Below are 25,814 nucleotides of genomic sequence, written 5' to 3'. Positions count from 1 at the left end.
CAAGCCAAACGACGACTTGCCGACTGGTTCCGCGCTATCGGTGAACAGTGACAATATCCACCAGTGCCGGACGACCCTTCTTGACTTCGACCAGCGCGCGGCGAATCGCCGGTGCTACCTCTTCAGGCTTGGTAATGGGACCTTCGCCATAACACCCCATGCCCTGGGCAATGGTTCCAAAGTCCGGGTCAGGGCCGAACAGATCCATTCCGATGTGCGCCTTGGATTCATCGGTGCCGCGCTGCTTTGCCATGCGGACCTGATGTTCCCAGTCATTGTAGTAGGCCCGGTTGTTGAACATGATGATCAGCAACGGAATTTCATGTTTGGCCGCCGTCCAAAGCGCGCCGGCATCAAACATCAGGTCGCCGTCCGGCTGGAGGGCAACCACGACTTTGTCGGTATTTTTGTAGGCCAGTCCAACACCAATGGACATACCAATCTGGGTCGCAGTGCCCAGGGACTTGCCGGCATGCCGGTAAGGCTTGTCAAAGTCCCAGATCTTGCGAGCCCAATTCCGGAGCGTTCCGGTGGCACACACCCAGTCTTCGTCCTGAATCACGTCCCATACTTCGCTCGCCAGACGGCCAAGAGCCAGAGGTTCGCTGTCCCAATCCACACGGGCGTCTTCCTGCCACTTGGCCCACACCTCATCATGGCGTCGACCCAGAACTTCCTTGCGCTCCTCGATTCGCTTCGCAAGTGCTGCGTCAGCCTCCAGGCGACGTTGGCCGATGCGCGTCATTTCCGGCATGGCCAGGGCGGGATCCCCAAGCGCGCTCAGGATTTTAGGCTGGTAACGGCCGTAATCCATCGCCCAGGAAGACATGCCGATTTCGCCAAAACCGACCTCCATCCATTCGCAGTCTTCAGGAACCAGTGAAGTCACCACACGGGTGGTGCTTTCCAGGTGAGCGGTCGGTTTTTCCCAGTCCCGCACGTCAATACCAAGAATCAGGTCCGCTTTGCGCAGCGCTTCCTTGTCCATCGACGCACACAGTGGATGACGGTTGGGGAAACACAGTGAGTCGTTGATATCCCAAACCGGCACGCCCAGGGTTTCCGCCAGCGCGACCAGATTGTCGAAACCGTCGTCATGGCGGCCAACATATTCGGCGAGTATCAGCGGGTTCTTGGCGGCGAGCAGCTTGTCGACAATTTTTTCCAGGATCGCCGGATCCGCCCCCATCTGCGCGGGCTGCTTGGTCATCCCTGCTGGCGGCATGCCCAGATCTAAAGTGCCGTCCAGCGGCTTTTCCTGCAGCCAGGCGTCGTAACACATGTAAATCGGCCCCTGGGGCTGGGTCACCATGGTGGAATAAGCTCGCATGAAGCTGTCTGGCACACCCTCAATCGCCGTGGGCTGATAGTCCCACTTGGTGTAGTTACGCACCGACTCACCCTGAATCAGCGCAGTATGGCTCCAGTCGATGTGCGGACGGCGTTTGCCCTCATCCATGGGCCCGGTGGCGCCCATAATAAAGATCGGGGCACGATCCAGATTGGCGTAGTAAATCGCCATCTGGGCGTGCAGTAGCCCGACCAGGTTGTGCAGAATCACGCCCATTGGCTTATTGGTTGCGCGTGCATAACCATGAGCAATCTGCACGGCAATTTCTTCATGCTGACACAACAGCATCTCTGGCTGATTCTTGCCGTAGTTAATGATCGAATCGTGGAGCCCGCGAAAGCTGGCCCCCGGATTCATCGCGATGTAGGGAAAGTCGTACTCGTGCAACAAGTCTACAATGACGTCAGACTGATATTTTTTGTACTTGGTATCGTCTTGGGCACTCATATTGGCTCCTGATTGTTTTTGTTAGTTGAGTCCGCCTTCCTCTTTGGACAGCGGCTTGATGTTCTGGCCCAAGTACTCGGTCTCCGGACCATAAAGAAGATTTTTCACTTTCGTGGCGTCGAGGTGCTTGACGAGCTGATCGACCTGGCCAAACAGCGGTAACGGCAGCCCTCCGTCCTGGGCAAGATCCAGAGCCAAATCCATGTCTTTCTCGTGCCAGGTGAAACGGGTGTCATCCCAGCGGACCAGCGTACCGTTGGTGCCGGGGCATTCGATAAGAGTCTCGCGCATTTGCTGAGCGTCGATACCGTAACGTTTGGCCAGCGACAGAACTTCGAAGTTGGCGACACAGGCCGCCCAATGCAGCATGTTGTTGCAGGCCTTGGCGACCTGGCCGGAACCCACAGGGCCCACGTGATGCACAGCTTTGCTGTAGGACTCAAGCACTGGCGTAATTTTTGCCACCTGCTTGTCGTCCCCGCCACAGAGACTGCCCAACTGGCCTTCTTTGGCACCCTGACGCCCGAAAACGACCGGCGCGTCCACAAAACCCAGTCCCTTGTCCTCGCACTCTGCAGCCAGCACCTGCATGGTTTTCGGGCTGTTGGTGGCAAGGATAACCACGGTACTACCTGCCGGGCCGGATTGAAGGATCTCGCGGGTCACCGTTTCGGACTGCTCGTCGGTTGCAACGATCACCAGGTGAACTTCGGCCTTGGCCACGGCTTCCGCCAGGCTTTCAACCACTTTGATACCGTTTTTGGCAACATCCGACCGTCTTTCTTCACTGATGTCGTAAGCGATAACGTCGTGCCCTTTGTCCCGCACGTGAACGGCAATGTCCCGTCCCATATCCCCAACACCTATAATGCTTACTTTCATTACTCTGCTCCTCGGTCATTTTGAGGGTCCCGGAAACGCCAAAACCCACACCTTAAGCCCGCGAAATACAGGGCCGATTCAATAACTGCCGATGCCTGCCCACAATTGCTGAGCGCCCATCGTCATTGCACCTGCAAGCAATGGCAGTAAAAACACGGACAACAGCCGTAGTCTTAAAAATGACAGGCCCAACAATGGAATTTCGTAAATCACAACACGGTGAATGGCGAAAAGCGTCCAGGCCGTAATGAAAGCAACGAGCGCTGAATCCGCTGCCCCGGCCTTGGCAAAGGTCGCCGCTATGGAAAATGCGACCACTGGCCCGGATGGGATGACCAGCCCTGTGACCGTGCCGATAAGAATCGCGGTCATGCCTGCCTCATCACCCAGGAAACGGCTGATGAAAGCGGTGGGAATCAGCTTGGCAACAAACCCTGCAGCCACCAGGGCGCAAAACATTCTGGGCACCAGCTTTACAAACTGCTCCACGGCCCGCACGAGACCCTGCTGAAACGTGCCATCCCGGCGTGACAGTGCGTAGCTGCCAAGCACAATTGGCGCTCCGTAAACGATTGCCGTGCCGATGGATATCACGGATCAGACACCCCTTTTCCGGAAGCCTTTGCGGATGACTTCAAAACGCTCTGCGCCGGTCGCTCTTCCAGCAGCGACAGTGGCAAAGGAAGCCAGCGCGCGATCAAGCCCGCCAAGATCGGTAAAGGCAAGCAGATCAGGAATCTCATCAGGCTGAAGTCTGCCCCCATGAACGGGAGGTCCCATATCAGAATTCGCTGCACCCCCAGGATTGCCCAACTGGTGATATAGGCGATCAGCGCACCCCGATCGGCGCCAGCACCACCCATCACCGCCAGCAGTGGGTAAGCGGAAGCCGGCCCGCCAGGGGTGATAATCCCGGCCGCAGTGGCGATGACCAGACCCCGCATGCCACTTTCCTTGCCAATCAGGCGCGAAAATCGTTCCCGTGGCAGCAAGACCCAGACCATTCCTGCCACCGTCAGAGCCGCAATGACGCGGGGCAGCATTCCCGCCAGTAGTTGAATGTCTTCCTGGAGCGCGGCCTGAAAAGCCTGTGGGCCCAATAGCTGGTGACACACCACGCCCATTACGATCGCGAACGCCAAAAACCACCAGAAACTCCTGCCAAAACCGTCTCGAACCAGGGCAATCAGCCACTGGCGATTGGTTCTAGAAATCACAGGAAGTCATGCTTATCGCCATCTCAATGTTGGTGCGCATGATCATGCTGATGGTGGTGGTCATGGGCCGAAACTCCCCACTCGGCAGGTTCCCGATGCCCCTCCATCAAGGCATCAATTACTGGGCGAAGCACATCGGCACCTGGCGGGAGTTGGCCGGCCAGAAACCCCGCGAGCCGCGCAAACGCAATCGCCTGACCGGCAACCGCATCCATGCGCTCACCCATGGCAAGGTTGTTGGCATCATTCACCGCACGTGTCAGGCCTGCCTGAAAGAGCCCAGACATATAGGAGCTTCGAGCCTCTTGTGTCGACAGGTCCGAGGGCGTGGCCTCGTCAGCCTGGACAGGCGACACGCCATACTTGCTTGCCATTTGCAGCAGGCGACCGAATAACTGGTCATCGATATAGTCTTCTTCTTCAAATTCACCACACATGGCGTCACCTCTTGTCTTTTATTGTGGTCTCGTTAACCTAGATCGAATTTTTCGATGTAGTAGTTCCAGCATTTCTCGAACAGGCCTCGTTTGGCCAAGCCTTTTCGGGCGCCTTCGGTTTCCGCTTCTGAGAAGACATAGCCACCGCCCAGGGGCGCTGCCAGCACCTGTCGCTCAGCATTGAGCTCAAGGTAAATTGCCATCACCGTAGCTTCCAGCACATCGTCTGCGGCCACGACCGAACCGTGCGCACGAAGCAGCGCAGCTTTGCCCTCACCCAGGGTTTCCGCGACTTGACCTGCAATTTCCTCGTTATTTACCGACCGCGGTGACGGAAACACCGGGATGTCACCCAGAAGCGCACCCTGCGCCAACGTCACCTCATAGGGCTGGCCGGCGCTGGTCAGCAAGGTTGACCATTTCGGATGTCCATGGACCACGGATTTGACGTCCGGGCGAGCTTTGTAGACTGCCAGGTGCAACGGAAGCTCGGCGGGGGGGCGGGGCTGCTTGGGATCAAGCTCACTATCGGGACCCACAGTCACAAAATCAGCAGGCGTTAGCGCACTGCGAACAGAGTCACCGCTGTTGATCAGGATACGACCGTCGGGCAGCCGAACACTGAAATGACCGTTAAAATCAATAATTCCAAGTCGTTCAAGCACTCCGATGCCCTGGATGAGCTGATGGGTGAACTCGGATACCGTTGCTGCTGAAGTCGTCAATGTAGGTACTCCTGAATGCATGCCGGCGTTGTCGAGCGCCAATGGGTCAAGCCCGAATGGCTTCGAGGGTCTCACCAAAAGACTCCGCGTCTGGACCAACGACCAGTGATATAACGTAGGGCCGCAAGGCCGACAGGGTTTTCTCAAGACCCTGCCGATCATTATGCTCATCAAGCACGAAACCCGCCGTCATCTTACGACGTCCGAAGGCGGCCTCGCCCACTACGGCCGCGGCTTGCGCCGGGTCCCCGCTACAGGCAAACATGACCACCACATCGGCATTGACCAGCTCGTCCGACAGTTTGCTTTGCTTCCCGTCAGGCGCCTGGAGAACCAGATCGTTTTCCTGTACACCGCCAGTTTGAATCACCGTCCGAAACCGGGCACCGCTCCACTCCCGGCTTGCGACGTTGGCAAGCAGATCCGCAGATGACGCTTCCAGCCCCAGCACCAGAGATGAACGCCCTTTGGAGTTCGGGTTGCTGATTCGAAAGCGGCTTTCGGCTGCGGTCGTTGCTTTGACAGATTGACTAACCATAAACTTTGTCGCTCTTTTGGGGCCGGGTTTGGGGCTAGGCGCCTGAGCGCCCGCCGCCTTTAAACCGAAGTGTGCGGTTTACCCGGAGCCGCCTCGAGATCCTGTTTGCAGACATCTTCAAACGCTTGCTCCGGAGGCAGAACCACCGATACCGAACGAGTGCGGTGGTGCGCGGGGTCCACGCCAGGAGGCGTCACCCCCTTGTCCCGCAGAGCCGTAACGGCTTTGCGCAGCATCTGACGCGCCATGATTACGCCATTGTCGGTGGACACCAGATTCTCCTTGGTGCGATCCACAATCGGACCCATGCTCTCTTGCAGCGACGAATCCTGAATCGCAATGCCCTCAACGCCGCTGTAGGTGCGCCCCTCTTTCTGAGCCTGGCGATCAATCAGGTAGTCGTTGGTCTTGTTCGCTTTCGGGATGTATGTGCCGGGCACGTATTCACAGTGCACGCCTTTTCCCGCTTCCAGAGCTTCCATCTCGACATCAGACAGAGCCCGCGTCGGGTGATAGTCGAAGCTCCAGGCCCAGCAGCTCTCATCATCAATCGGAATCCAGAAGTGACCATGGATGGGGTGATCCCCTCGCGGTGGCACCATCGTGAAACACGGCATTACCCATGGCGTAATGCGCCAGTAGTACTTGCCATCCTCGGCGTTCCGTCGCGCGCCCACATACAATCCGCCCTCGTGCTTGACCACTTCGAAGAACGGCATTTTGTCCGCGATGTTGTACTGGTTGCCGCGAGCCCCCTTGAACAGCGGGTCCGTGTTCAGACTGCCGCTGTGGAGGAACGACACGTGGCTGGAATCGATTCCGCCTTCCATCGCCTGCAGCCAGTTGCATTCCTGGAACCGCTTGGAGCTAAACGTCTGCTCTGAGGGCACGGTTGCAAACTCAAACTCTGGATAAGGTGGCTGGCTTTCCTTCGGCCCCATGTAGGTCCAAAGAATGTCTCCGATCTTGACCAGTGGATAGGCCTGTAGCTTGATCTTTTCACAGAAGCCGCTGTCTGCAGGCTCGGACGGCACTTCAATACACTGGCCGTTAGTGTCGTACTTCCAGCCGTGATAAGGGCAACGCAACCCGCCTTCCTCGTTACGACCAAACCAAAGCGAGACGCCGCGGTGGGCGCAGAATTCGTCCATCAGGCCGTACTTGCCATCGGAATCGCGAAAAGCGATCAGTCGCTCCGACAAAAGCTTGACCCTGACCGGCGGGCAGTCGTCTTCCGGCAACTCTTCCGCCAGCAATGCAGGAATCCAGTATTGACGGAACATTTTACCCATGGCCGCATCCGGGCCAGTTTGGGTGAGCAACTCATTGACTTCTTGGCGCAACATTTACCGGTTCTCCAAAGCTCAGTTTTCAGTTTCTGAAGGAATCGGGTGGGTGAGTTTCAGGGCGTTACGTCTACCCGATCGCCGACCTCCACCCCGACAAATTCAACATTTATTCCTTTATGCGGAACGCTGTTCTTGATTTTTTAAATTTACATGGCAAAAATAGGGGCGTCAACTAACAGGAGTGATCACATGACAGATAACCCAACACCAACTCGACTGTGCGGTACTGACGACGTTGAGCCCGGTAGCGCGTTGCTGGTAGAGATCGATGATTTGGAGTTGGCGGTCTACAACGTCGATGGGCAGTTTTATGTGACCGACGACCGCTGCACCCATGGTCCGGGCTCGCTGTCTGAAGGCTATCTCGACGGCTGCGTCATTGAATGCGACTTCCACAACGGCGCCTTTGATATCCGAACCGGGGAAGTCGTCGCGCCACCGTGCATGGTGCCGATCAAAACCTACGAAGTTGTTGTTGAGAATAACGATGTAATGGCGCTGCTTTGATCTGTTGAAACTCTCTAGGCGCACCTGGACGACCTGTCGCTTGGATGCAGGTATAATTGCCGCAATCGCAATAGTACCAACGCAAAGACACGTAAAACGGACACAAGGTTGTCGAGGAGGATTTTGTTTATGAACAGCAATCAGAAAGTAAGAACTAGCGCCAAAAACACAAAGACCATAGTTGCAAAACCTGCGGAAGAAAAAGCAGAAGGTAAGAAAGACGGCACCAGGCTGTCTTCGGTGGCTGCGGCCATCCGACTGCTAAAGGTCTTTAATGAGGAAAACGCCGAGCTTGGAATCAGTACCCTTTCGCGCCAACTGAAAGCGTCGAAGAGTACGGTTCACCGCCTTGCTACCACACTTCTGGCAGAGGGGCTGCTGGAGCAAGACCCTGTCACTGAACGATACCGTCTTGGGTTGGGGCTGTTCTCGCTCGGTGCGCTGGTCAGACAGCGCCTGTCAGTAACCAGCGTTGCAAAAGATCTGCTGACCGATCTGCGGGATGAAGTTCGGGAAAACGTCGAATTGGCCGTTTTGAAAGGCCACTCGATCACCTACATCTACGATTTTGAGAGCCCGGAAGCGGTGCGACTGAGACCCAGGCTCGGGATGTCTGCCTTGGCTGTGGACAGTGCGCTGGGCATGGTAATGATCGCGTTCCAGAGTGAAGACAAGATCAAGGAAATGCTCATCGGCACAGAGCCGCGTCTGTCAGCCGCCAGACGAAAAGAACTCTACAAAGAAATTGAGCGGATCCGGATCGACGGATTTGCCGCTGAAGAAGAGAACGCGAAGCTTGGCGCTATCTGCGTCTCCGCTCCGGTGCGCAACGCCGATGGTAGCGTCACTTCCGCGATCGGCGTGACCGTACCTGATCAGCGCGTTGATGCCAAAAGAATGGAGATGCTCTCGCGCCGCGTGGTGGAAACAGCCCAGGCTATTTCCCTTCGCCTCGGCTACATCTCGGATCAGCCGGATCTACACACATGACAAAAATAGTGGGAATCAGCCAACATGGTGCAAATCACAGTCGAAGGTAAAACAGAAGAGCAGTCGTTCGAATGCGAGCAGGATGACACCATACTCAGAGCAGCGCTGCGGGCAGGCAAGGGTTTTCCCTACGCCTGCAACGTTGGATCCTGCGGCAACTGTCGCTTTCAGCTGCTGGACGGCGAGGTAGAACACGCACGAGAAGACGCCCCCGCATGGGGCGAGCGGGATCTGAAGCGCAACCGTTATCTGGGCTGCCAGGCTCACCCGAAAGGGGACTGTCGCATAAAACTGAGGTTTGACGACGCCTACACGCCAGAGATTCTGCCAGCGCGCACTGAGATGACGCTGAAAGCGAAAAGCACCATTACCCACGACATCAGCGAGTTCTTTTTTGAACTCAAAACACCCACCCCCTTCCTTCCCGGCCAATACGCACTTCTTGGCCTTCCCGGTGTTGACGGCGGACGCGCTTACTCCATGAGCAACGTCACCAAAGAAGGCTCGGAGTGGCACTTCCAGATCAAGCGCGTACCAAACGGTGCTGCCACAACCTGTCTGTTTGATCGGGTAAATACCGGCGACACCATCAAACTGGACGGGCCCTACGGCACCGCCTTTTTACGGGAGGATGCCCCGCGAGACATCTTGTGTCTGGCCGGCGGCTCCGGATTGTCACCCATGGTTTCCATTACCCGGGCTGCGGCTGTCAGCGACAAGCTGAAAGGCCGCCAGATCGATTTCGTCTTCGGCGGCAGAGCGACCCGGGATGTCTGTGGCCGCGAGTTTCTGGAAGAGTTGCCGGGCTTCGGAGATCGCATCCGTTTCCACGCCGCTATTTCCAACCCTGGTCCAGAGGACGCCGACTGGGATGGCCACACCGGTTTCGTGCATGACGTAGCCCATGAAATTTTTGGCGACAGCATCCGCGATAAAGAGATCTACTTTGCCGGTCCACCGCCCATGGCGCAAGCCGTTCAAAAACTGCTGTTCGACCTGAAGGTTCCGCCTGAACAGATTCATTTCGACGAGTTTTACTAAACAAGCAAAGAAAACTATCTGGAGTTTCTCATGTCGTCACCTCGAGCCCGGCAGTGTTTGTTAGGCGTGGTTATCGCCCTCGGATTGGCAAGCGGCGCCCAGGCGCATTTTCAGGAATTGATTCCCGACACCGACATTGTCACCCAGGCGACGGGGCGCCAGTTGGGTCTTCAACTTCAGTTTACCCACCCAATGAGCGGCGGCCCGGTGATGGCCATGGACACACCCAGGCAGTTTGGCGTGCTTACTGTGTCCGGCAAACAAGACCTCATGTCACAGCTTACGGCCAACACCGGCAGCGCACCGCAAAGCTTTATGGCGAATTACACCATTAAAGGCCCCGGTGACTTGGTGTTCTACCTGGAGCCAGCACCTTACTGGGAACCTGCCGAAGGGTTGATGATCGTCCACTACACCAAGACCGTGGTACCCGCGTTTGGCGGAAAAGAAAACTGGCAGGCCGAGGTGGGTTTCCCCGTTGAAATCACGCCACTCACGCGCCCTTATGGCCTTTGGGCCGGCAATTTATTTACCGGCATCGTCAAGCAGGAGGGAGAGCCAGTCCCCTTTGCGGAAGTGGAAGTGGAGTGGCGCAACGATGGTTCGCTGGATGTTCCTAATGACGTTTACGCCACACAGGTCGTCCGGGCGGATGCCAACGGCGTTTTCAGCTACGCCATGCCGCGCGGTGGTTGGTGGGGCTTTTCCGCCTTACTTGAAGCCCCAGGTAGCATGACAAATCCAGAAGGCAAGCAGGTCCCCGTGGAATCCGGAGCGCTGATCTGGGTTCACGCACGCGAGATGGACTAGAGGATCTGATATGGCTCACATACCTGATGGCGTTCTCGCCACCCCAATTCTGATTGGTGGTGCCGTCGTGACCGTGGCAGCGGTGACGGTTGCGGTGCAACGTCTGAGGTCAGAGCAGATTCCTCAGGCTGCAGTGATGGCTGCTGCGTTTTTCGTCGCATCGCTGATCAGCGTTCCGGTCGGGGTTAGTAGTGTGCACCTGCTGCTGAACGGGTTAATGGGCTTGCTACTGGGTTGGGCAGCGGTGCCAGCCATCCTAATCGCGCTGATATTGCAGGCCGTTTTCTTCGGTTACGGCGGCCTGCTGGTGATGGGGGTTAACGCCATGAACATCGTCTTACCGGCACTGGTGTGTGCGCTCTTTCTTCGCGGCTTCCTGCGCCATTCGAACCCAAAAGGCGCGTTCGTGATCGGCGCTATTGGCGGGGCTTCGGCGGTTGCCATGACGGGCCTTTTGCTTTGCGCTGCCCTTGCCATGAGCGGCAATGCATTTGTTCCGGCGGCGAAAATCCTGCTGGCGACCTTTATTCCACTGGCGTTTGTCGAAGCCGTGGTTACCGGTGCAACCTTGTCCTTCATCAAGCGTGTTGCACCCGAGTTGCTGTTCATGCGCGAGGCTGCCTATGGTCAGGTCTAGGATACTGACGATACTTCTGGTGGCATTGGTCAGCCCGATTGCGCAGGCCCATTTGCTGAAAGTATTTGCGTTTGCCGAAGGCAATAGCATCACCGGCAACACCTACTTTGTTGGCGGCACGCCCGCATCGGGAGCCAGCGTTCGAGTCATGAATGCCGACGGGCATTTGCTGGACAACCTCACACCCGATGCTGAAGGTAAGTTCAGCTACCAGGCCACCTCAATGGAAGACCACATTATTGTCGCCGATACCGGAGACGGACACCTTGCCAAGTGGCTGGTGACCGCCGCTGAGTTGACCGGCAATGAAGCGCTACCGTCCAATCAGGATAGCTCGTCTACAGCGGTCTCAGCCAACGCCCAAGAACCCAGCCACTCCGGACTGTCTGCAATCGTTGAGGCCGCTGTAGCGCGCCAGGTCCGACCGCTGCGGGAACAGATGATCGCCTACGAAGAAAGCGTCCGGCTGCAAGACATTGTTGGGGGAATTGGTTACATCTTCGGGATCTTTGGGCTGGCGGCCTGGTGGCACCAAAAACGCGGGGCCGGCTCATGAACGGATTAACCCTGCAACTGGGCGACGACCAGCTAAGCTGGTTGACCCAACGCGACCCCAGAACCCGAATCATTACGGCGATGCTGTTTTCGCTGGTGACGGTCAGTCTGAATCACCCGGCATTGCTCACAGCGGCGCTGATGATTGCAATCGCGACCGCCCTTGCCGCCGGGCTTCGCCCGTCACTATTACTTAACCGCATTTTGGCGCTGGAAGCTTTCATGCTGGTGATGCTTGCTCTGCTGCCGTTTACCACGCCGGGAGCTGCCGTGTTTACACTGGGGCCGCTGACCGCCACTGAAGAAGGCCTGACACTGGCCCTAACGATTGCCCTCAAAGCCAACTCCGTGGTGCTCATGCTGCTTGCCCTGGTTGGCACTCTCGAGCCGGTTGTTCTTGGCCACGCTCTGGCCCGGCTTCACGTGCCACCAAAGCTGGTTCACCTGTTTCTTCTTACCGTCCGCTATATCAGCGTGCTTCACCAGGAGTACCAGAGCCTGCGCCGCGCCATGCGCGCCCGAGCTTTTATGCCGGGCAGCAATTTCCACACCTGGCGCAGCCTTGGCAATCTGCTTGGCATGCTACTGGTGCGGAGCCTGGAACGATCCCAACGCGTAATGGCGGCAATGAAATGTCGCGGATTCGATGGCCGTTTCTTTCTGATCAATGAGCTTTACTGGCAATGGAGGGATAGCCTGATGCTGTGCGTCGCTCTGCCCACTCTCGGCACACTTGTTACTCTGGAGCTTCTGCTGTGATTCAGCCTCTGTTGTCCCTCGATCATCTCTGTTTTAAGGTTGGAAACCGTACGCTTCTGAGCGACGTTGAGTTCGAACTGCACCCCGGCGAAAGGGTGGCTATTCTAGGCGCCAATGGCGCCGGCAAGACCACACTGCTGGAAATGATGGTCGGACTGAACCTCCCGTCCTCCGGGCGTGTCGTTGCTTTTGGGAAGCCCCGGCGCAGCGAAGCTGATTTCCGCGAAGTTCGTGCTCGCGCCGGACTGCTTTTCCAGGACTCGGACAACCAGTTGTTCTGCCCGACCGTGCTTGAAGACGTGGCATTTGGGCCGCTGAACCTCGGACGGTCCGGCCCCGAGGCCCTGGCCATTGCACGCCGCACACTGGATGAACTGGGCATTGGCAGTTTTTCCGACCGGATCACCCACAAATTGTCCGGGGGCGAAAAGCGGTTGGTCGCTCTGGCCACCGTGCTGGCCATGGAACCGGACGTCCTGCTATTGGACGAGCCAACCACCGGGCTCGACGAAGCCACGCAGGAGCTGCTGACTGAGCACCTGCTTCGGCTTCCGCTGGCGATGGTGTTCATCTCCCACGATGCCGCCTTCGTTGAGCGCCTGGCAAACCGTGCCGTGATCCTGAAAAATGGCACACTTATTAAGTCCGTTCTTCATCGACATCCCCATGTTCATGCCCACAGCCATATTCACGTCCACCCGGAGGGCGAAGAGCCACGTCACCCGCACCCAGACGATCTGGCCGAGGCCTCCCACGATGCTTCGCCAATGCTTAAAGAACAGTCCGAGCCAAGCGTGACGTTCAAGCAAGCGGGAATTCTGGTCGAAGACCATGACCAATGACCCTGCCGGTCAATCCGTCGCATCTCGAATCGAGCCGATCCAGAACTCACGGGTTTCGCTCGCAACGCTGAGTTTGATCCTGTTCAAGATCGGGGCCACTTCGTTTGGGGGACTCTGGGCCGGCACTCAAAAGCTCGAGCGGGAACTCGTCATCAAAAGAGCCTGGTTGACGGTCGAGGATCAGAAAGCACTCATGGTGGCAGCGACTCTTATCCCTGCCCCGAAATTCCTGGCGTTCGGTGGCATGGTGGGTTTCCGTTTGCGCGGCTGGACGGGAAGCATCGTCGCACTTTTTTCGATCATGGCACCACCTGCACTGTGCGTTCTTGGCGGTGCCATTGTTCTGAACCCCGACGTTCTGGGCGGCCCAATGCCTACCCTCACGCGAACGGTTGGTATCGGTGTCATAGGGCTGCTTTTTGGCAATGCGATTCACCAGATTCGAAGTTCCCGGGTTACCCCACGACAGCGAACCATTGGCATAGGTATCGGCGCATCGGTGGCAGCCTCAGCTATTCTCGGCGCACCGTTGATTTTGTCCGCACTGGCAGGACTGGCGCTCGGCATCTGGCTGATCAGGCCCGGAGAGGAAAACGAGTCATGACCTCAGACACGGTTGGTTTTCTGGATATCCTTCTGCTGATCAGTTTCAGCAGTCTGTTCTCGCTGGGTGGCGGCAATGGTCCGCTTGCGATCATTCAGGATCGCTGGGTTAATTCGGGCTTGCTTGAGCCCTCTCTGTTTTCCTGGGCGTTGGCCCTGGGCTATCTCAGCCCCGGCCCAAAGGCCGGATTTCTATCGGGCATCGGCTATTACATGTACGGACTGCCAGGTGCCCTCGCGGCCATTATCGGAATTATCCTGCCGACTCTCGTTGGCGCCGGCGCAGTCACCTACTGGTTTGATCGATTACAGCCGGTGATCAAGAGAATCAGCCTTCCTGCCGGATTTGTCATCGCGGGCATGATCTCGGCAGCGGCCTGGAATCTAACCAAGCCGATAGCACTGACGCCAATCGAGATAGGAGCGATCCTTGCAATTGCGATATGGGTCGGGTGGCGCAGCCCGGAACCGGCGTTCATCGTTCTGGGCGCCGCAGGCGTGGGTTTGGCGGGCTGGATGCTGGCCTGACAGCCGCCGTGATCAACCCAGAAATGACATACCATTTTTGTTATGGAAATCGTAAGAAAGGTCATTTGTCTTTAGCCACGGGGCATGAATAAATGAACCAATACATGAACCGTGAACGCACAATAAAATATCGCACTTTTAGGAGTCGCTAATGTCGAGTAAACAGTGGAACGAGCCTTCAGGGGGCAAAAAAGCCGGTTTCGGAAAGTTCACGAAACTCGCCACAGCCTACGACAAGTTTATGGAAGAAGAGGGCATTCCGGTATTTCGCGACCTGGGAATCAAGAATGTCCGCAATCTGCCTCTCGCTCCCTGGAAGCGAACCGGCGGCAAGGGCAGCTACATCCAGCTCTACGGCACGGAAGGTAAATGGGGCTGCTATGTGGTCGAGGTTCCACCAGCCGGCGCACTGCACCCCGAAAAGCACATGTTTGAAAAAATCTACCTGGTGGTCGAGGGTCGGGGTTCCACCGAAGTCTGGCTTGAAGGCGAGAACAAGAAGCATGTGTTCGAATGGCAGAAAGGCTCGATATTCTCCATCCCGATGAACGCCTGGCATCGGATTGTGAACGCCACCAACGACAGCGCTCTCCTGCAGGCTGGCACAACGGCCCCTGTCGTCATTAACGCGCTGCAAAACATCGACGCCGTGTTTAACAACCCCTACGTGTTCCACGACAGGTTCAGCAGCGCCGATGATTTCTATAAAGAGCACGACGAAATTGAACCGGACCCGGTCCGCGGTCTGGCCATGCGCCGCACCAATTTCCTGCCCGATGCAATCAACTGCGAGCTGCCTCTGGATAACCGGCGTTCCCCGGGCTACCGCCGCGTCGAGCCGTTCATGACTCAGAACACCTTCTATTACTGGATTGGTCAGCATGAAAACGGTCGCTACTCGAAGGCGCACGCTCATACGTCCGCGGCAATCCTGATCTGCCTGAAAGGCAAGGGATACACCTATACCTGGCCGGAGCACCTGGGGCCAACGCCCTGGAAAGACGGTTATGGTGATCAGGTTCGCAGACTGGACTACGAGCCCGGCGGCATGGTGACAGCGGCACCTGGCGGAGCGCGTTGGTATCACCAGCACTTCAGTGTGTCCAAAGAACCCTTCCGCCTGACGGCCTGGTTCGGACCGCACAACCCGGGCCGTGATCCGGGGCCTCCAGGGGAAAAGCATACTGACTACACCGCCATCGATCTGCACGAAGGCGGCACAGCCATTCCTTACTGGATGGAAGATCCTTACCTGCGCAAGGAATACAAGGAAACGCTGGAGCGCGAAGGCGTCGAGAATCAGATGCCGGACGAGCTATACCAGCCGCCCTCCGATCAATAAGCCATCGAGAAAAGCACTGCGTTTGACGCAGTGCTTTTTCAGTTATATGACACGTGAATAGCAGGGGTTAAGGCATGTCGGAAGCAGTCGCGCAGAGGATCTTTTCAAGCGTTGGGCGAAGCCTGGAACAGGAGGACGAAATTCGTCTTACCAGTGTGGGTGTCGACATCGGCTCGTCGACCTCGCACCTTGTGTTTTCCCGGATTGTTATGGAGCAGGTCGGGAACCGCTACATTGTGACCGAGAGATCGGTGTTTCATGAGTCCGAGGTGCTACTGACACCCTACACCGACGACATGGCCATTGACGCCGACCGGCTCGGGCAGTTTATCGACCGGCAGTATGAACTGGCGGGCCTTACGCCCGCTGACATCGATACTGGCGCTCTCATCCTCACCGGCGTCGCCGTGCGCCGCAGCAATGCCCGCGCCATCGGCGAACTGTTCGCCAGTCAGGCAGGGAAATTCGTGTCTGTCAGTGCCGGCGACGGCCTGGAGACAACCCTGGTGGCCTTCGGCTCCGGTGCCGCGGCATTGTCCAAACGCGAACATCTGTGTGCGATGAACGTGGACATTGGCGGCGGAACCTCAAAGATCGCCGTCTGCAAAGACGGTGAAATTACCGACCTCACCGCCATCGACGTAGGCGCCCGCATCATCTGCTTCGATGATGACCGCCGTGTGACCTTTTACGAAGTAGCCGGCCAGCGCTTTGCCGAGGAAGCCGGCGTGACTCTGGTTCGCGGAGAACAGCTTTCCGATGAACAGATATCGCACATTGTTGAGCGGATGACCGATCGGCTTTTCCAGGCCATGGGTGGAACAGCCATGGACGAGGCCACCGCGGAACTGTTGCGACTGGATGCCCTCAAAAACCCGACAGTACCAGACACCCTGTCGTTCTCTGGCGGGGTGTCGGAATACATCTACGCAAAAGCAGAAACCGGCTACGGCGACCTGGGGCCAATGCTTGCCGAGGCCGTTGCGCGCAAAGTGGCAAACTGGGGCCCCAAGCTGGTGTCACCCGCGGAGGGTTTAAGAGCAACGGTCGTAGGTGCCTCCCAATACACAATTCAGGTCAGCGGCAGCACGATATTTGTAGAGCCCCATGAAACGCTGCCCGTGCGCAACGTACCGGTGATCACCCCAGACCTGCCACTGGCCAGCGACGACCTGGATGTCGACGCGCTCGCCGAGTCCATCGGCGTCGCCCTTCGTCGGCTGGATTTGCACGACGGGGAGAAGCCCGTTGCTCTGTGCTTCCGGTGGCAGGGCTCGGCGACCTTTGGCCGACTCGACGCTTTCTGTCGCGGTGTCATCAAGGGTCTGGCACCGATACTGGACAAGAATCTGCCACTTATTCTGGTCAGCGACGGTGATATTGGCGGCCTGATCGGGCTCCACTGTTCCGAGACCGTCCAGTTGGACAAAGCCATCGTCTCGATTGACGGAATCAAACTGAAAGAATTTGATTTTATCGATATCGGCGCCCTGATGGAGTCTTCAGGCGCGGTGCCAGTGGTGATCAAGTCCCTGGTGTTCCCGCCCTCTGCAGCACTGGGAAAGCCAGTCGAGTCAAAGCCATAGGATGCAGGATCAGCCAGAGGGCCTGAACGAAACCTATCAGCGCCTGGTCAACCGGCACTTCAAACGCAACGCCACTGTCCAGATCCTGAACGGGATGTTTGGGCAGACCGGTGTTCGGCTGGTGCAGGCCCCCACGTTTATTCCGGCCTATCTGTTCGCCATTTCCGGCTCGGACTTTGTGGTGGGTCTTGCACGGTCTCTCGAAGCCAGCGGGCGCATATTTTCGCCATTTTTTGGCGCCGCCCTGATCGGACATCGAGAACGCATTCTCAGCACCACGCTGATTCTGGGCGTGCTGATGCGGCTGCAGATCCTGGGCATGGCCATGGCAGGATTCCTGCTCAGCAACGTTCATGCACTGTACGCGGTGACCGCTTTTCTGGCCCTGATGGGCTTTTTTCAGGGCATGTCACAGGTCACGCTCAACTCCCTGAGAGCCAAGGTTATTCCGGTCAAGCGCCGCGGCGTCATTGCCGGCGCGAGAAGTTTCCTCGCGGGCCTGACATCAGCCCTGGTCTCGTATTTCGCAGGCGCCTACCTGATTGAGAACAACGTATTGGGAAACGGCTACGCATCGGTTTTCCTGATGGCATTCGCCATTGGCGTAGCCGGTATGGCGATCGTAGCCTTCACCTGCGAGCCAGCGTCGGTGAAAGTTCGCGAACGGGCTTCCACGCGCGAGGTCGTACGTTCCATCCCCAGCCTTCTTCGCAACGACCCTGCCTTCGCCAAATTCTTCGTGGCGCGGGCGCTCGCCGCCTTTGGTCGCATGGCAATGCCTTTCTACATCCTGTTCGCCGCTACCCGCATGAATATCAGTGGCAGTGAACTTGGCCTGCTGACGCTGGTCTGGATGATCATACCCAGCATCACCAATATGGTCTGGGGCATTCTTGCGGACTACAAAGGACACCGAATAGTGATGGTTTCGACCCTGTCACTGTGGATTCTGTCTCACCTTTTACTGCTTTTTGTTACCGATTTACTCGGAATGATCCTGTTTTTTGCCCTGGTGGGACTCAGTCGCGGAGGTTTCGTGCAATCCGGGCAGAATCTGATCCTGGAGTTTGGCCGCGTCGAAAATGTGCCCCGGCGGCTCGCTGCATCAAGCGCGGCGGTCAGCCTTATTGCCGCCATTGGCCCCGTATTGGGCGGTGCTATACTGGCTTTTTTCAGTTATCAGTCACTCTTCATCACCTGTATTCTACTGCAGGGAATGGCTCTATCCATTTTGGTCCTTACCGTTCCGGAGCCTCGCAAAAAACCGTTCTGAATGGGAAACCAGGTAACACCCAGGCCGCACCTACCTCACCTTGTTGTTCTCACAGTCTGTCAATCCATCCTTGACCTACCAACGTAAATAGCGGTCCATGCTGTTTTTTTATTCTTTGGCACGTTTCGGTTACTACTACCCGACCAATCCAGCACCAACTTCCCATTTGCGGAACGTTGTGCTACTATAGGTAACACTTAAACGTAACAAAGTTCTTTTCACTGCAAGATTCAACCGGAGATTACATTATGGGGAACGAAAAACTCGTCACCATCAGCTACAAATCAGCAGACGAAGCCGCTGCCATGGCCGCAAAAATCAATGCCGCTGATCAAGACGGTGAAGTTCGTGTCGTCAGCAACGGTAACGCTCTGGAAATTGCAACTGCCAACCCTTTGGCAACTGACCTGCTCGCTCTGTTCTCGTGGATCAGCCGCAGCATTGGGCAGTTGTTCAAGTCTTCAGAAGACACGAACAGCGCCTGCAGCAAGGACGCAGTTAGCGCTTAACGCGCTTGGTTGCACATTGCCTTAATTATTCGGCGAGCTCTCGAGATGCGGCACACAGTCCCGCATTTTGATGCTCGCCGAGCTGTTTCTAACCTCCCCCCCCATAGCAAGCCTGCTGAAACGCTCCGATTGCTCATCCTGAACTCGGATATGGTCCGCATCCGCTAGCGGCAAAGTCCCTGATTCGAATCAAAATTCGTATATATTTCTCACAAAAAGTCATTTGCCATGCGCCTGTCGCTGTCGACAGTATGATCATTCCGCCTTGGCGGAACTCTTACTCAAATAACAAGCAGCGGAGTGATTTCGGTGACAAAACCCAAGCGGCGCGAACAGCAGATGTGGTCAAAAGTCTTTTCCTACGATCTGTGGATGGAAGAGCAGGGTATTCCTATCCATAAGGGCTATTACATTGAAGACTTGAGAACCATTGAGCTGGGGCATTGGACGCAACAGAACTGTCAGGCAGCCTTCGTTCAATTAACCGGTCAGGAAGGTGTCAGCTCTACCCGTGTTGTAGAGATTCCGCCCGGCGGAAGCCTCGATTCGATTCGCCTTGCCTTTGACGAAATCTGCTATCCGCTCGATGGTAGAGGCCTCACCACCCTTTGGCCCGAAGACGGGCAAGCCAAGCAGACATTTGAGTGGCAGGCCCACAGCATGTTCCTGCTGCCTCGGCACCACAACTATCAGCTGAGCAATGCCCACGGCGACCGCCCGGTGCGCGTGCTGATTTACAACTACCTTCCGATGGCGATGTCCGCCGTACCCGACGCCGAATTTTTCTTCAATAATCCGATGGCCATAAATCCACCGGACCTGGGCCAGGACTTTTACTCAGAAGCCAAAATGGTGAAGCCTAAAGAACGCCCCGATGGAACGGTCGATAGCAAACGGGCGTACTGGTACGGCAACTTTTTCCCAGACATGCGGGCGTGGGACAAACTGGAAGCGAATATCCGGCGCGGCGCCGGCGGCAAAAGCGTTTTTATGCAATTTCCCCACACCGAGTTGTCGGCCCACATGTCCCAGTTCGGCGCAGGCATGTATAAGAAAGCCCACCGCCATGGGCCAGGCCGGGCCATTGTTATTCCCAAGGGCGAGGGTTACTCGATCCTGTGGGAAGAGGGCAAGGAAAAGGTGGTGGTTCCCTGGCATGAATGCAGTATGTTTGTTCCGCCGGATCGCTGGTTTCACCAGCATTTCAACACCGGCAGTGAGCCCGCTCGCTACCTGGCGATGCATCCACCCGTTCAGTTCCATGGCCATGCCGACAAAATGAAGGATCGGGCGAAAGATCAGATCGAATACGTCGATGAAGATCCGTGGATCCGGGAGAAATTTGAAGAGGAACTGGCCAAGAACAACACCGCCACCGTCATGCCGGCGGAAGCCTACACCGACCCGGACTTTGACTGGGCCGAGTTCGCCAAGACCAACGGCTGATAGAAGCGGTTGATCGATACCGCAGGAGTGTCCAATGCACGATGCCGACTTTGATCACGAACATCCCTCCGAATTCGAGTTTGGCGACGAGATCGAAGGACTGGAAATGTTCACGCTCACCAGCGTAGGCATAGATATTGGCTCGTCCACGACACACCTGGTGTTTTCCCGGCTTACATTAAGACGCGAGAGTGGCAATTACTCCGGGCGATTCAAGGTGACTGAACGAGAACTCCTGTATCGCTCGAGTATTCTGTTGACCCCCTATGTCTCGGCCACCCGGATTGACATCGAACAGGTCAAAACCTTCATACGAGAGGCCTATCAGGAAGCAGGGCTGGAGCGTGACGACATTGATACCGGTGTTGTGGTCATCACCGGTGAGGCATTGAAGAAGGAGAACGCGCAACCCATTGCCAATTTCTTCGCCAGTGACTCCGGTAAGTTCATCTGTGCCTCTGCAGGGCCACATCACGAAGCGCTGCTAGCAGCCTATGGCTGCGGTGCGGTCGATCTTTCGAACCACCACCAGGCCACAGTGCTTAACGTCGATATGGGAGGCGGCACAACCAAACTGTCCCTGATCGACCGGGGGACGGTCACCGGTACCGCGTCCCTCAGCATTGGCGCCCGGCTGGTCGCGTTTGACCAGCAACATCGTCTTACCCGCATCGAAGAGGCCGGCCGGCGTCTACTGGCAGAATGCGGCCATGAGCTGGAACTCGGCCAGGCGATCACCGAAGAGCAACAAGGTGAACTGGGACGATTAATGGCGCAAACCCTGATCAGCGTTCTGAAAGGCGAGGAGATCTCCGAGTTGGCGGCCAGTCTGATGGTCACAGAACCAGTTCGTGGCTTTCCCGGGCTGGACCGGATCGATCACATTGTGTTTTCCGGCGGCGTTTCGGAGCATATTCACGGTAAAGCTCAGGCGTCTTTTGGCGACCTGGGCACCATTCTTGGCGCCGAGCTGTCGGCATTTCTGGATACCCTGCCCGACGGCAAACTAAAGCTACCGGTTCAGGGTATTCGGGCGACCGTCATCGGAGCCGGCGAATACACCATTCAGGCCAGCGGCAATACCAGCTACATCAGCGAGCACCACCAACTGCCCGCCTACGCACTCAAAGTGGTTCCCATCGCCCTGAGGGAGGGCTGCCCGTTTGCTGAGGCACTGCAAAACGCTTTGATCAAGTTCGATCTCCACGGGCTCACCGCTGGCCTGGCGCTTGCCTTTTCGATTGACGGCACCCTCAATTACGGAGTCTTGCGGGAATTGGCGAATGCCATTGCCAGGGTCGCGAAAATGGCCCCGCACGTGCCCCTGTACCTTCTTCTGGAGCAGGACGTCGCCAAATCTCTGGGGGGTGTGCTCGAAGAAGAACTGAAGATACCGAACACGCTGGTTGCCATCGATGGAATATCGGTGGGCGACCTGGATTATATCGACATAGGTGCGCCCATGGGCTTCACGGAAATTATTCCTGTGACGGTAAAGTCTCTATTGTTTCCCGCCTCACAGGAGCAGTCTTAGCAAAGATGTCCGGCGTCAGCTCGGAAACATCGGTGCACCCCAGGTAAGCCATCGTTTTACGAAGCTCTGACCGCAGGATTTTAAGCGCGTGTTCGGCGCCTCGCTGGCCGCCTGCGGCAACGCCATAAAGCGTGGCCCGGCCTACCAGTACACTGTCCGCGCCCAGGGCCAGCGCTTTGGCAATGTCGCTTCCACGCCGTATTCCACTGTCGAAAAGGACCGTCGCACGCCCCGCAACCGCAGCAACAATATCGGGCAACGCATCGATCGACGCCACACTGCTGTCCAGATTACGCCCACCGTGATTGGATACCACGATGCCATCGGCGCCATGCTCAATGGCGAGTAGCGCGTCCTCTGGCCTGAGGATTCCCTTCACGATGAACTTACCGGGCCAGAATTCACGCAACCGGCCAATGTCGGCCCAAGTCATGCCGCTTTGTCGCACGGGTTTGGCCTGCCCGGAACCAAAGGCGATTCGGTGTTGATACCTGGCCGGGTAATTCTCGTGGCGCGGCATACCGGACGTTGCCAGATACCGACCCAGCACGGACACCATCCACCGGGGGTGGCACAGCATATCGATGATGGATCGTGCGGAGACCTTGAAGGGAATACTGAACCCGTTGCGTTGGTTGTATTCGCGGTTATTGCCCAATGCGGCGTCCACGGTGACAACCAGCGCCTCAAACCCGGCGTCTTTGGCTCGCTGCACCAATTGGTACGACAACGCCTCCTCCTGCCACATATACAGCTGGAACCAGAGGCGGCCGCGAGCCTGCTCCGCAATTTTTTCCATCGACGTTATCGAACCGGTCGCCAGGGTAAACGGCACACCGGCGTTGGCCGCAGCTTTGGCCAGGGCAAGCTCACCTTCGTAGGAACACAGACCGGCAATGCCCGTGGGCGCGATGGCCAGGGGAATGGCTGACGCGTCCCCCAGCAGCTCAACGTCAGTATTCAGGTCCCTGAGATCTTCCAGGACCCTGGTTTTCAGTTTGAGCCGATCAAAGGCTGCCCGGTTATGAGCCAGGGCGACTTCATCCTCCGACCCCCGGTCAATGTACTCGAAGATCCCTTTGGGAAGTCGCCTTTTGGCAGCACGCCGTAAATCCGCAATGTTGTAACAATGGTCTATCCCTACCATGACTGCCTATCACCCAATGCCGACCGTCGGCGACCGTTATTCGAAATAGTTATCGGTAAACACCGTCGTTTCCGCTTTATTCCCTTTACTGACAGCGGGCAGTGGTTCACCGTCCCGGTTGACCCGGCCCCAGGGTGGCTTGCTGGCATCAAACACACAGCCGACTCGCAATAGTACGAGGGGCTCGCTCTCATCTGCGTGAAAATAATAAGAACAGCCCCGCGGCAACATGATGCCTTCATTTCGGGCAAAGGTGACGCTCTCACCGTCCGGCCCGAAGAACACCGCCTTGCCCTGCAGCACGATAAACACATGATCCTCATTGGGGTGCGCGTGAAGCGTGTTTTCGCCCCCCTGGGCATAGGTCTTCAGGTTCACCCACATGCGGTCGGTCGCGGCTACCAATGCAGAACCCCTGCCCTGACTGGGCAATCTTGCACGCAGCTTGAACATCTGTGGGTGCCGCAGATCGTGCTCCTTGAGGTGCTCATCAAGAGCACGCTCAAGGACACTTCCGGAGGTGGGATTGGCCTCTTCCTGCCCCCTGGTTTCGGACGTTTTTATAGGACCTGTCACCGTTTCACCCTCCGTAAATGTTCTGTTAGTTGACTGCATCTTCGACAAATTGGATGACTTCAGGCGGTGCTTTATAGACTTCACGGTAGAAATCCAGCATCTCCTGGTCATCAGCGTATTCAACGGCGAGGCTCTGTTTTGCCGCGTCTGCCAAAAATTCCGGGTCGTTGGCCGTATCTTTCATGGCTTTGCGTAATGCCGCCAGACGATCCGCCGGTACACCGGGAGGTGCAACGTAAGGACGCCCCATCACCAGTCGAGCGCCTAAAAGGTTCGCGGCCTGACGCTGGGTTTCAGTTTCCGCCATCTCACTGACCAGAGGTACATCGGGAAGGTCCGGGTGCTTTTTACGGGCGATCTGATACAGGATCTTGACCTTGCTGTCAGGCTCTAGCCACTCGGGTGTACTGGATTTCAGTGAACTCATGAACCGGCTTCCCAGACCATCGACTTCGCCTCGCTCCATCGCCAGAACGATGTCGTTGGCACCGGGATAGCCGGCAATAACGTCAATTTGCAGGTCAAAAATCTTCGCCATGATACGGGGAACGATGTTGGTATTTGAGCCAGCACCGGTCGCACCCATGGTCACGCGTTTGGTTTTCAGGTCCTGCCAGCTATCGACCCCGGCTCGCTCGTGGATGACACCAACGGTTGTCGCAACCAGCACGTTGCCAAGCCAGTTCATGGTCTCAATATCAAACTGCGCTTTGTCATTGCCAAACAGGGGCTCGAAGGGCATGCCCGAGTTGATCGAACCGAGTACTGAACCGTCCCTCGGTAAGGTATTGGCCAGTTGATTCATCAGTACCAGAGATCCCGCCCCGGGCACGTTTTTTACAATCACATCCGGGTTGCCGGGAATATGCTTGCCCAGGTGTCGGGCGACCGTTCGCGCATAGGTGTCATAGCCACCGCCGGCTGAATAGCCGACCATCAATTGAACCGTCTTTCCACTGTAAAACTGTTCGGGAGTCTCATCTTGAGCAACGGCCGAGGACGAGCCCAGCACCATTGCAGCCGACAAAACCAGGCTGGGTAATAAGGTCAGTTTCATAATCACTCTCCAAAGAGTCTTGTTGTTTTTGGGCTTCGCAGAGCCTCGGTCTTACACCCCGTCAAACCGCGTCAAGCGGCGTCGGGTCTTCCTCCCCCTCAATCGGTACGCCACGCAGCATGCGGGCAATGTCCGAATGAACGGGTCGCATTCTGGTGGAAAGCCATAACCGTAGAAGGTGTCGTTTACGCTCGGGTTCGTCGTAGTCTTCAAAATCCGTCCGTGAGTGCAGCATGGTGTGGTTGCACACGTAGGAAATGTCGCCCTGCTCAAAGTCAATATCGATCGCAATTTTTGGCGCCGTTTCCTTGTACATCCGGATCGCCTCTTCCTGCAGCTCGGTATACTTCGGAACTCCCGGAATTTTCTGCGCCTTTGCCATGTGGGCGCTGATGCCGCGACCGGCAAAGTATCCGTCCGTCACGCTGAAAATCGGCAATCGCTCCCACGGTTCGGTTTCACCTGGAGGAATGTCCCCTTTGCGGGCCAGATAGAAGCGGGCGGTCAATTCCTCCACAAGGTCCGGACGCGCTTTCAGCATCTCGTTGTAAAGGGTCACTGAGCTGCAGATCCGATGCTCGCCGCCGGATTTGGCCGGGCTGAGACAGCACAGAGACAAGATATCGGCGCTGTCGCAGTGAAAGTCCATGGCCGCCTGGGTCATGTAGCCACGCACTTTGGCGTAGTCTCCTCCAAGATTCTTAACGTGGCCCAGCAAATGCCCGTGCTTGTTCTGGGACCTCGCCTGACCGATGTGCGCACCAATACCCCAAAACGCCACGGCGTTCTGGAACCGGCTTCGTCCGGCCACTGGCAAACCCCGCACCAGAGCAAAACCGCGGCCTTCCATCACCTCGTTGCGCACCTCTGCCAAACGCGGGCCCAGAGTGGGCAACGGAAACTCAGCCGCACCAATGTCCTTGAGTGCCAAACCGGCGGACTCGACAGACTGGACGGCAGCCAGAATTTCGGCGATCTCGCTGTCCGACAGACGGTATATCCACTCATCTGCATTCAACTCCGCCGGATACCAGCCGGCAGGATCCACAATGGGCTCCATGAGCCTGGCCAGTTCTCTGTGTCGGTTTCCCGGCTTCCAAAGGTTCTTCACATCGGGCATGACGAA

Annotated in this window: 28 protein-coding genes; 16 read left to right on the top strand and 12 right to left on the bottom strand. The window is 56.8% G+C overall.

Annotation, left to right across the window (positions count from 1 at the left end):
• Window positions 1–34: 34 nt before the first annotated feature.
• The 8 genes from ABJM11_RS02115 to ABJM11_RS02080 form a co-directional block, all read right to left on the bottom strand.
• Window positions 35–1,798 (bottom strand): thiamine pyrophosphate-dependent enzyme, encoded by a 1,764-nt coding sequence (locus ABJM11_RS02115; RefSeq protein WP_348296963.1) that lies wholly within the window; start codon window positions 1,796–1,798, stop codon window positions 35–37.
• Between the two features lie 21 nt (window positions 1,799–1,819).
• The gene (locus ABJM11_RS02110) at window positions 1,820–2,680 is read right to left on the bottom strand and encodes an NAD(P)-dependent oxidoreductase (RefSeq protein WP_348296962.1); all 861 of its coding nucleotides are present in this window, start codon (window positions 2,678–2,680) and stop codon (window positions 1,820–1,822) included.
• Window positions 2,681–2,758: 78 nt separating this feature from the next.
• Window positions 2,759–3,232, bottom strand: coding sequence for a hypothetical protein (locus tag ABJM11_RS02105; RefSeq protein WP_244264412.1), 474 nt, complete (start codon window positions 3,230–3,232; stop codon window positions 2,759–2,761).
• A 38-nt stretch (window positions 3,233–3,270) separates the two neighbouring features.
• Window positions 3,271–3,897, bottom strand: a complete 627-nt coding sequence (locus ABJM11_RS02100) for a hypothetical protein (protein ID WP_007153618.1) — start codon at window positions 3,895–3,897, stop codon at window positions 3,271–3,273.
• A gap of 23 nt (window positions 3,898–3,920) precedes the next feature.
• Window positions 3,921–4,334, bottom strand: coding sequence for a hypothetical protein (locus ABJM11_RS02095; protein ID WP_348296961.1), 414 nt, complete (start codon window positions 4,332–4,334; stop codon window positions 3,921–3,923).
• A gap of 32 nt (window positions 4,335–4,366) precedes the next feature.
• Entirely contained in the window at window positions 4,367–5,059 is a 693-nt protein-coding gene (locus tag ABJM11_RS02090; protein WP_348296960.1) for a class II aldolase/adducin family protein, read from the bottom strand.
• Window positions 5,060–5,105: 46 nt separating this feature from the next.
• Window positions 5,106–5,597, bottom strand: a complete 492-nt coding sequence (locus ABJM11_RS02085) for a hypothetical protein (protein WP_348296959.1) — start codon at window positions 5,595–5,597, stop codon at window positions 5,106–5,108.
• 59 nt (window positions 5,598–5,656) lie between these two features.
• Window positions 5,657–6,943: an aromatic ring-hydroxylating dioxygenase subunit alpha gene (locus ABJM11_RS02080; RefSeq protein WP_007153622.1), complete on the bottom strand. Its 1,287-nt coding sequence runs from the start codon at window positions 6,941–6,943 to the stop codon at window positions 5,657–5,659.
• 192 nt (window positions 6,944–7,135) lie between these two features.
• On the opposite strand from ABJM11_RS02080, the gene ABJM11_RS02075 reads away from it, so the two are divergent.
• The 16 genes from ABJM11_RS02075 to ABJM11_RS02000 all read left to right on the top strand — a co-directional run bounded on the left by ABJM11_RS02075 (window position 7,136) and on the right by ABJM11_RS02000 (window position 21,908).
• Window positions 7,136–7,453, top strand: a complete 318-nt coding sequence (locus ABJM11_RS02075; protein ID WP_007153623.1) for a non-heme iron oxygenase ferredoxin subunit — start codon at window positions 7,136–7,138, stop codon at window positions 7,451–7,453.
• 129 nt (window positions 7,454–7,582) lie between these two features.
• Window positions 7,583–8,443, top strand: coding sequence for an IclR family transcriptional regulator (locus ABJM11_RS02070; RefSeq protein ID WP_348296958.1), 861 nt, complete (start codon window positions 7,583–7,585; stop codon window positions 8,441–8,443).
• Window positions 8,444–8,467: 24 nt separating this feature from the next.
• Window positions 8,468–9,484, top strand: coding sequence for a 2Fe-2S iron-sulfur cluster-binding protein (locus tag ABJM11_RS02065; protein ID WP_007153625.1), 1,017 nt, complete (start codon window positions 8,468–8,470; stop codon window positions 9,482–9,484).
• 30 nt (window positions 9,485–9,514) lie between these two features.
• Complete coding sequence (locus ABJM11_RS02060; protein ID WP_348296957.1) at window positions 9,515–10,294, top strand: DUF4198 domain-containing protein; 780 nt, start codon at window positions 9,515–9,517, stop codon at window positions 10,292–10,294.
• Window positions 10,295–10,304: 10 nt separating this feature from the next.
• Window positions 10,305–10,931, top strand: a complete 627-nt coding sequence (gene cbiM, locus ABJM11_RS02055; RefSeq protein WP_348296956.1) for a cobalt transporter CbiM — start codon at window positions 10,305–10,307, stop codon at window positions 10,929–10,931.
• On the top strand, window positions 10,918–11,487 hold the full coding sequence (locus ABJM11_RS02050) for a hypothetical protein (RefSeq protein ID WP_007153628.1): 570 nt from the start codon (window positions 10,918–10,920) through the stop codon (window positions 11,485–11,487). Before cbiM ends, ABJM11_RS02050 begins: the two co-directional genes overlap by 14 nt.
• On the top strand, window positions 11,484–12,245 hold the full coding sequence (gene cbiQ, locus ABJM11_RS02045; protein ID WP_007153629.1) for a cobalt ECF transporter T component CbiQ: 762 nt from the start codon (window positions 11,484–11,486) through the stop codon (window positions 12,243–12,245). The genes ABJM11_RS02050 and cbiQ overlap by 4 nt, the downstream gene beginning before the upstream one ends.
• Window positions 12,242–13,087 (top strand): ABC transporter ATP-binding protein, encoded by an 846-nt coding sequence (locus tag ABJM11_RS02040; protein ID WP_348296955.1) that lies wholly within the window; start codon window positions 12,242–12,244, stop codon window positions 13,085–13,087. The genes cbiQ and ABJM11_RS02040 overlap by 4 nt, the downstream gene beginning before the upstream one ends.
• Window positions 13,077–13,691 (top strand): chromate transporter, encoded by a 615-nt coding sequence (locus ABJM11_RS02035; RefSeq protein ID WP_007153631.1) that lies wholly within the window; start codon window positions 13,077–13,079, stop codon window positions 13,689–13,691. Before ABJM11_RS02040 ends, ABJM11_RS02035 begins: the two co-directional genes overlap by 11 nt.
• Window positions 13,688–14,218 carry a chromate transporter gene (locus tag ABJM11_RS02030; protein WP_348296954.1) on the top strand — a complete coding sequence of 177 codons (531 nt, stop codon included), beginning with the start codon at window positions 13,688–13,690 and terminating at the stop codon, window positions 14,216–14,218. Before ABJM11_RS02035 ends, ABJM11_RS02030 begins: the two co-directional genes overlap by 4 nt.
• Window positions 14,219–14,369: 151 nt before the next feature.
• A complete protein-coding gene (locus ABJM11_RS02025) occupies window positions 14,370–15,560 on the top strand; it encodes a cupin domain-containing protein (protein WP_007153633.1) in 1,191 nt (396 codons plus the stop codon).
• 74 nt (window positions 15,561–15,634) lie between these two features.
• Window positions 15,635–17,146 carry an ethanolamine ammonia-lyase reactivating factor EutA gene (locus ABJM11_RS02020; RefSeq protein WP_348296953.1) on the top strand — a complete coding sequence of 504 codons (1,512 nt, stop codon included), beginning with the start codon at window positions 15,635–15,637 and terminating at the stop codon, window positions 17,144–17,146.
• 1 nt (window position 17,147) lies between these two features.
• Window positions 17,148–18,419 carry an MFS transporter gene (locus ABJM11_RS02015; protein ID WP_348296952.1) on the top strand — a complete coding sequence of 424 codons (1,272 nt, stop codon included), beginning with the start codon at window positions 17,148–17,150 and terminating at the stop codon, window positions 18,417–18,419.
• A 221-nt stretch (window positions 18,420–18,640) separates the two neighbouring features.
• Window positions 18,641–18,928 (top strand): hypothetical protein, encoded by a 288-nt coding sequence (locus ABJM11_RS02010; RefSeq protein WP_348296979.1) that lies wholly within the window; start codon window positions 18,641–18,643, stop codon window positions 18,926–18,928.
• Window positions 18,929–19,237: 309 nt separating this feature from the next.
• Complete coding sequence (locus tag ABJM11_RS02005; RefSeq protein ID WP_348296951.1) at window positions 19,238–20,374, top strand: cupin domain-containing protein; 1,137 nt, start codon at window positions 19,238–19,240, stop codon at window positions 20,372–20,374.
• A 34-nt stretch (window positions 20,375–20,408) separates the two neighbouring features.
• Window positions 20,409–21,908 (top strand): ethanolamine ammonia-lyase reactivating factor EutA, encoded by a 1,500-nt coding sequence (locus ABJM11_RS02000; RefSeq protein ID WP_348296950.1) that lies wholly within the window; start codon window positions 20,409–20,411, stop codon window positions 21,906–21,908.
• Here the strand turns inward: ABJM11_RS02000 and ABJM11_RS01995 are convergent.
• The 4 genes from ABJM11_RS01995 to ABJM11_RS01980 all read right to left on the bottom strand — a co-directional run bounded on the left by ABJM11_RS01995 (window position 21,853) and on the right by ABJM11_RS01980 (window position 25,808).
• Complete coding sequence (locus ABJM11_RS01995; RefSeq protein WP_348296949.1) at window positions 21,853–23,055, bottom strand: alpha-hydroxy acid oxidase; 1,203 nt, start codon at window positions 23,053–23,055, stop codon at window positions 21,853–21,855. The two genes, ABJM11_RS02000 and ABJM11_RS01995, sit on opposite strands and share 56 nt — an antisense overlap.
• A gap of 36 nt (window positions 23,056–23,091) precedes the next feature.
• The gene (locus ABJM11_RS01990; RefSeq protein WP_007153642.1) at window positions 23,092–23,631 is read right to left on the bottom strand and encodes a cupin domain-containing protein; all 540 of its coding nucleotides are present in this window, start codon (window positions 23,629–23,631) and stop codon (window positions 23,092–23,094) included.
• A 25-nt stretch (window positions 23,632–23,656) separates the two neighbouring features.
• Window positions 23,657–24,688 (bottom strand): tripartite tricarboxylate transporter substrate binding protein, encoded by a 1,032-nt coding sequence (locus tag ABJM11_RS01985; RefSeq protein ID WP_007153643.1) that lies wholly within the window; start codon window positions 24,686–24,688, stop codon window positions 23,657–23,659.
• Between the two features lie 61 nt (window positions 24,689–24,749).
• A complete protein-coding gene (locus tag ABJM11_RS01980; protein WP_348296948.1) occupies window positions 24,750–25,808 on the bottom strand; it encodes a TauD/TfdA family dioxygenase in 1,059 nt (352 codons plus the stop codon).
• Window positions 25,809–25,814: the final 6 nt, after the last annotated feature.

It is taken from the genome of Marinobacter sp. (genome assembly GCF_039977835.1).
GTDB lineage: Bacteria > Pseudomonadota > Gammaproteobacteria > Pseudomonadales > Oleiphilaceae > Marinobacter.
This window is presented reverse-complemented; position numbering and strand designations above follow the sequence as displayed.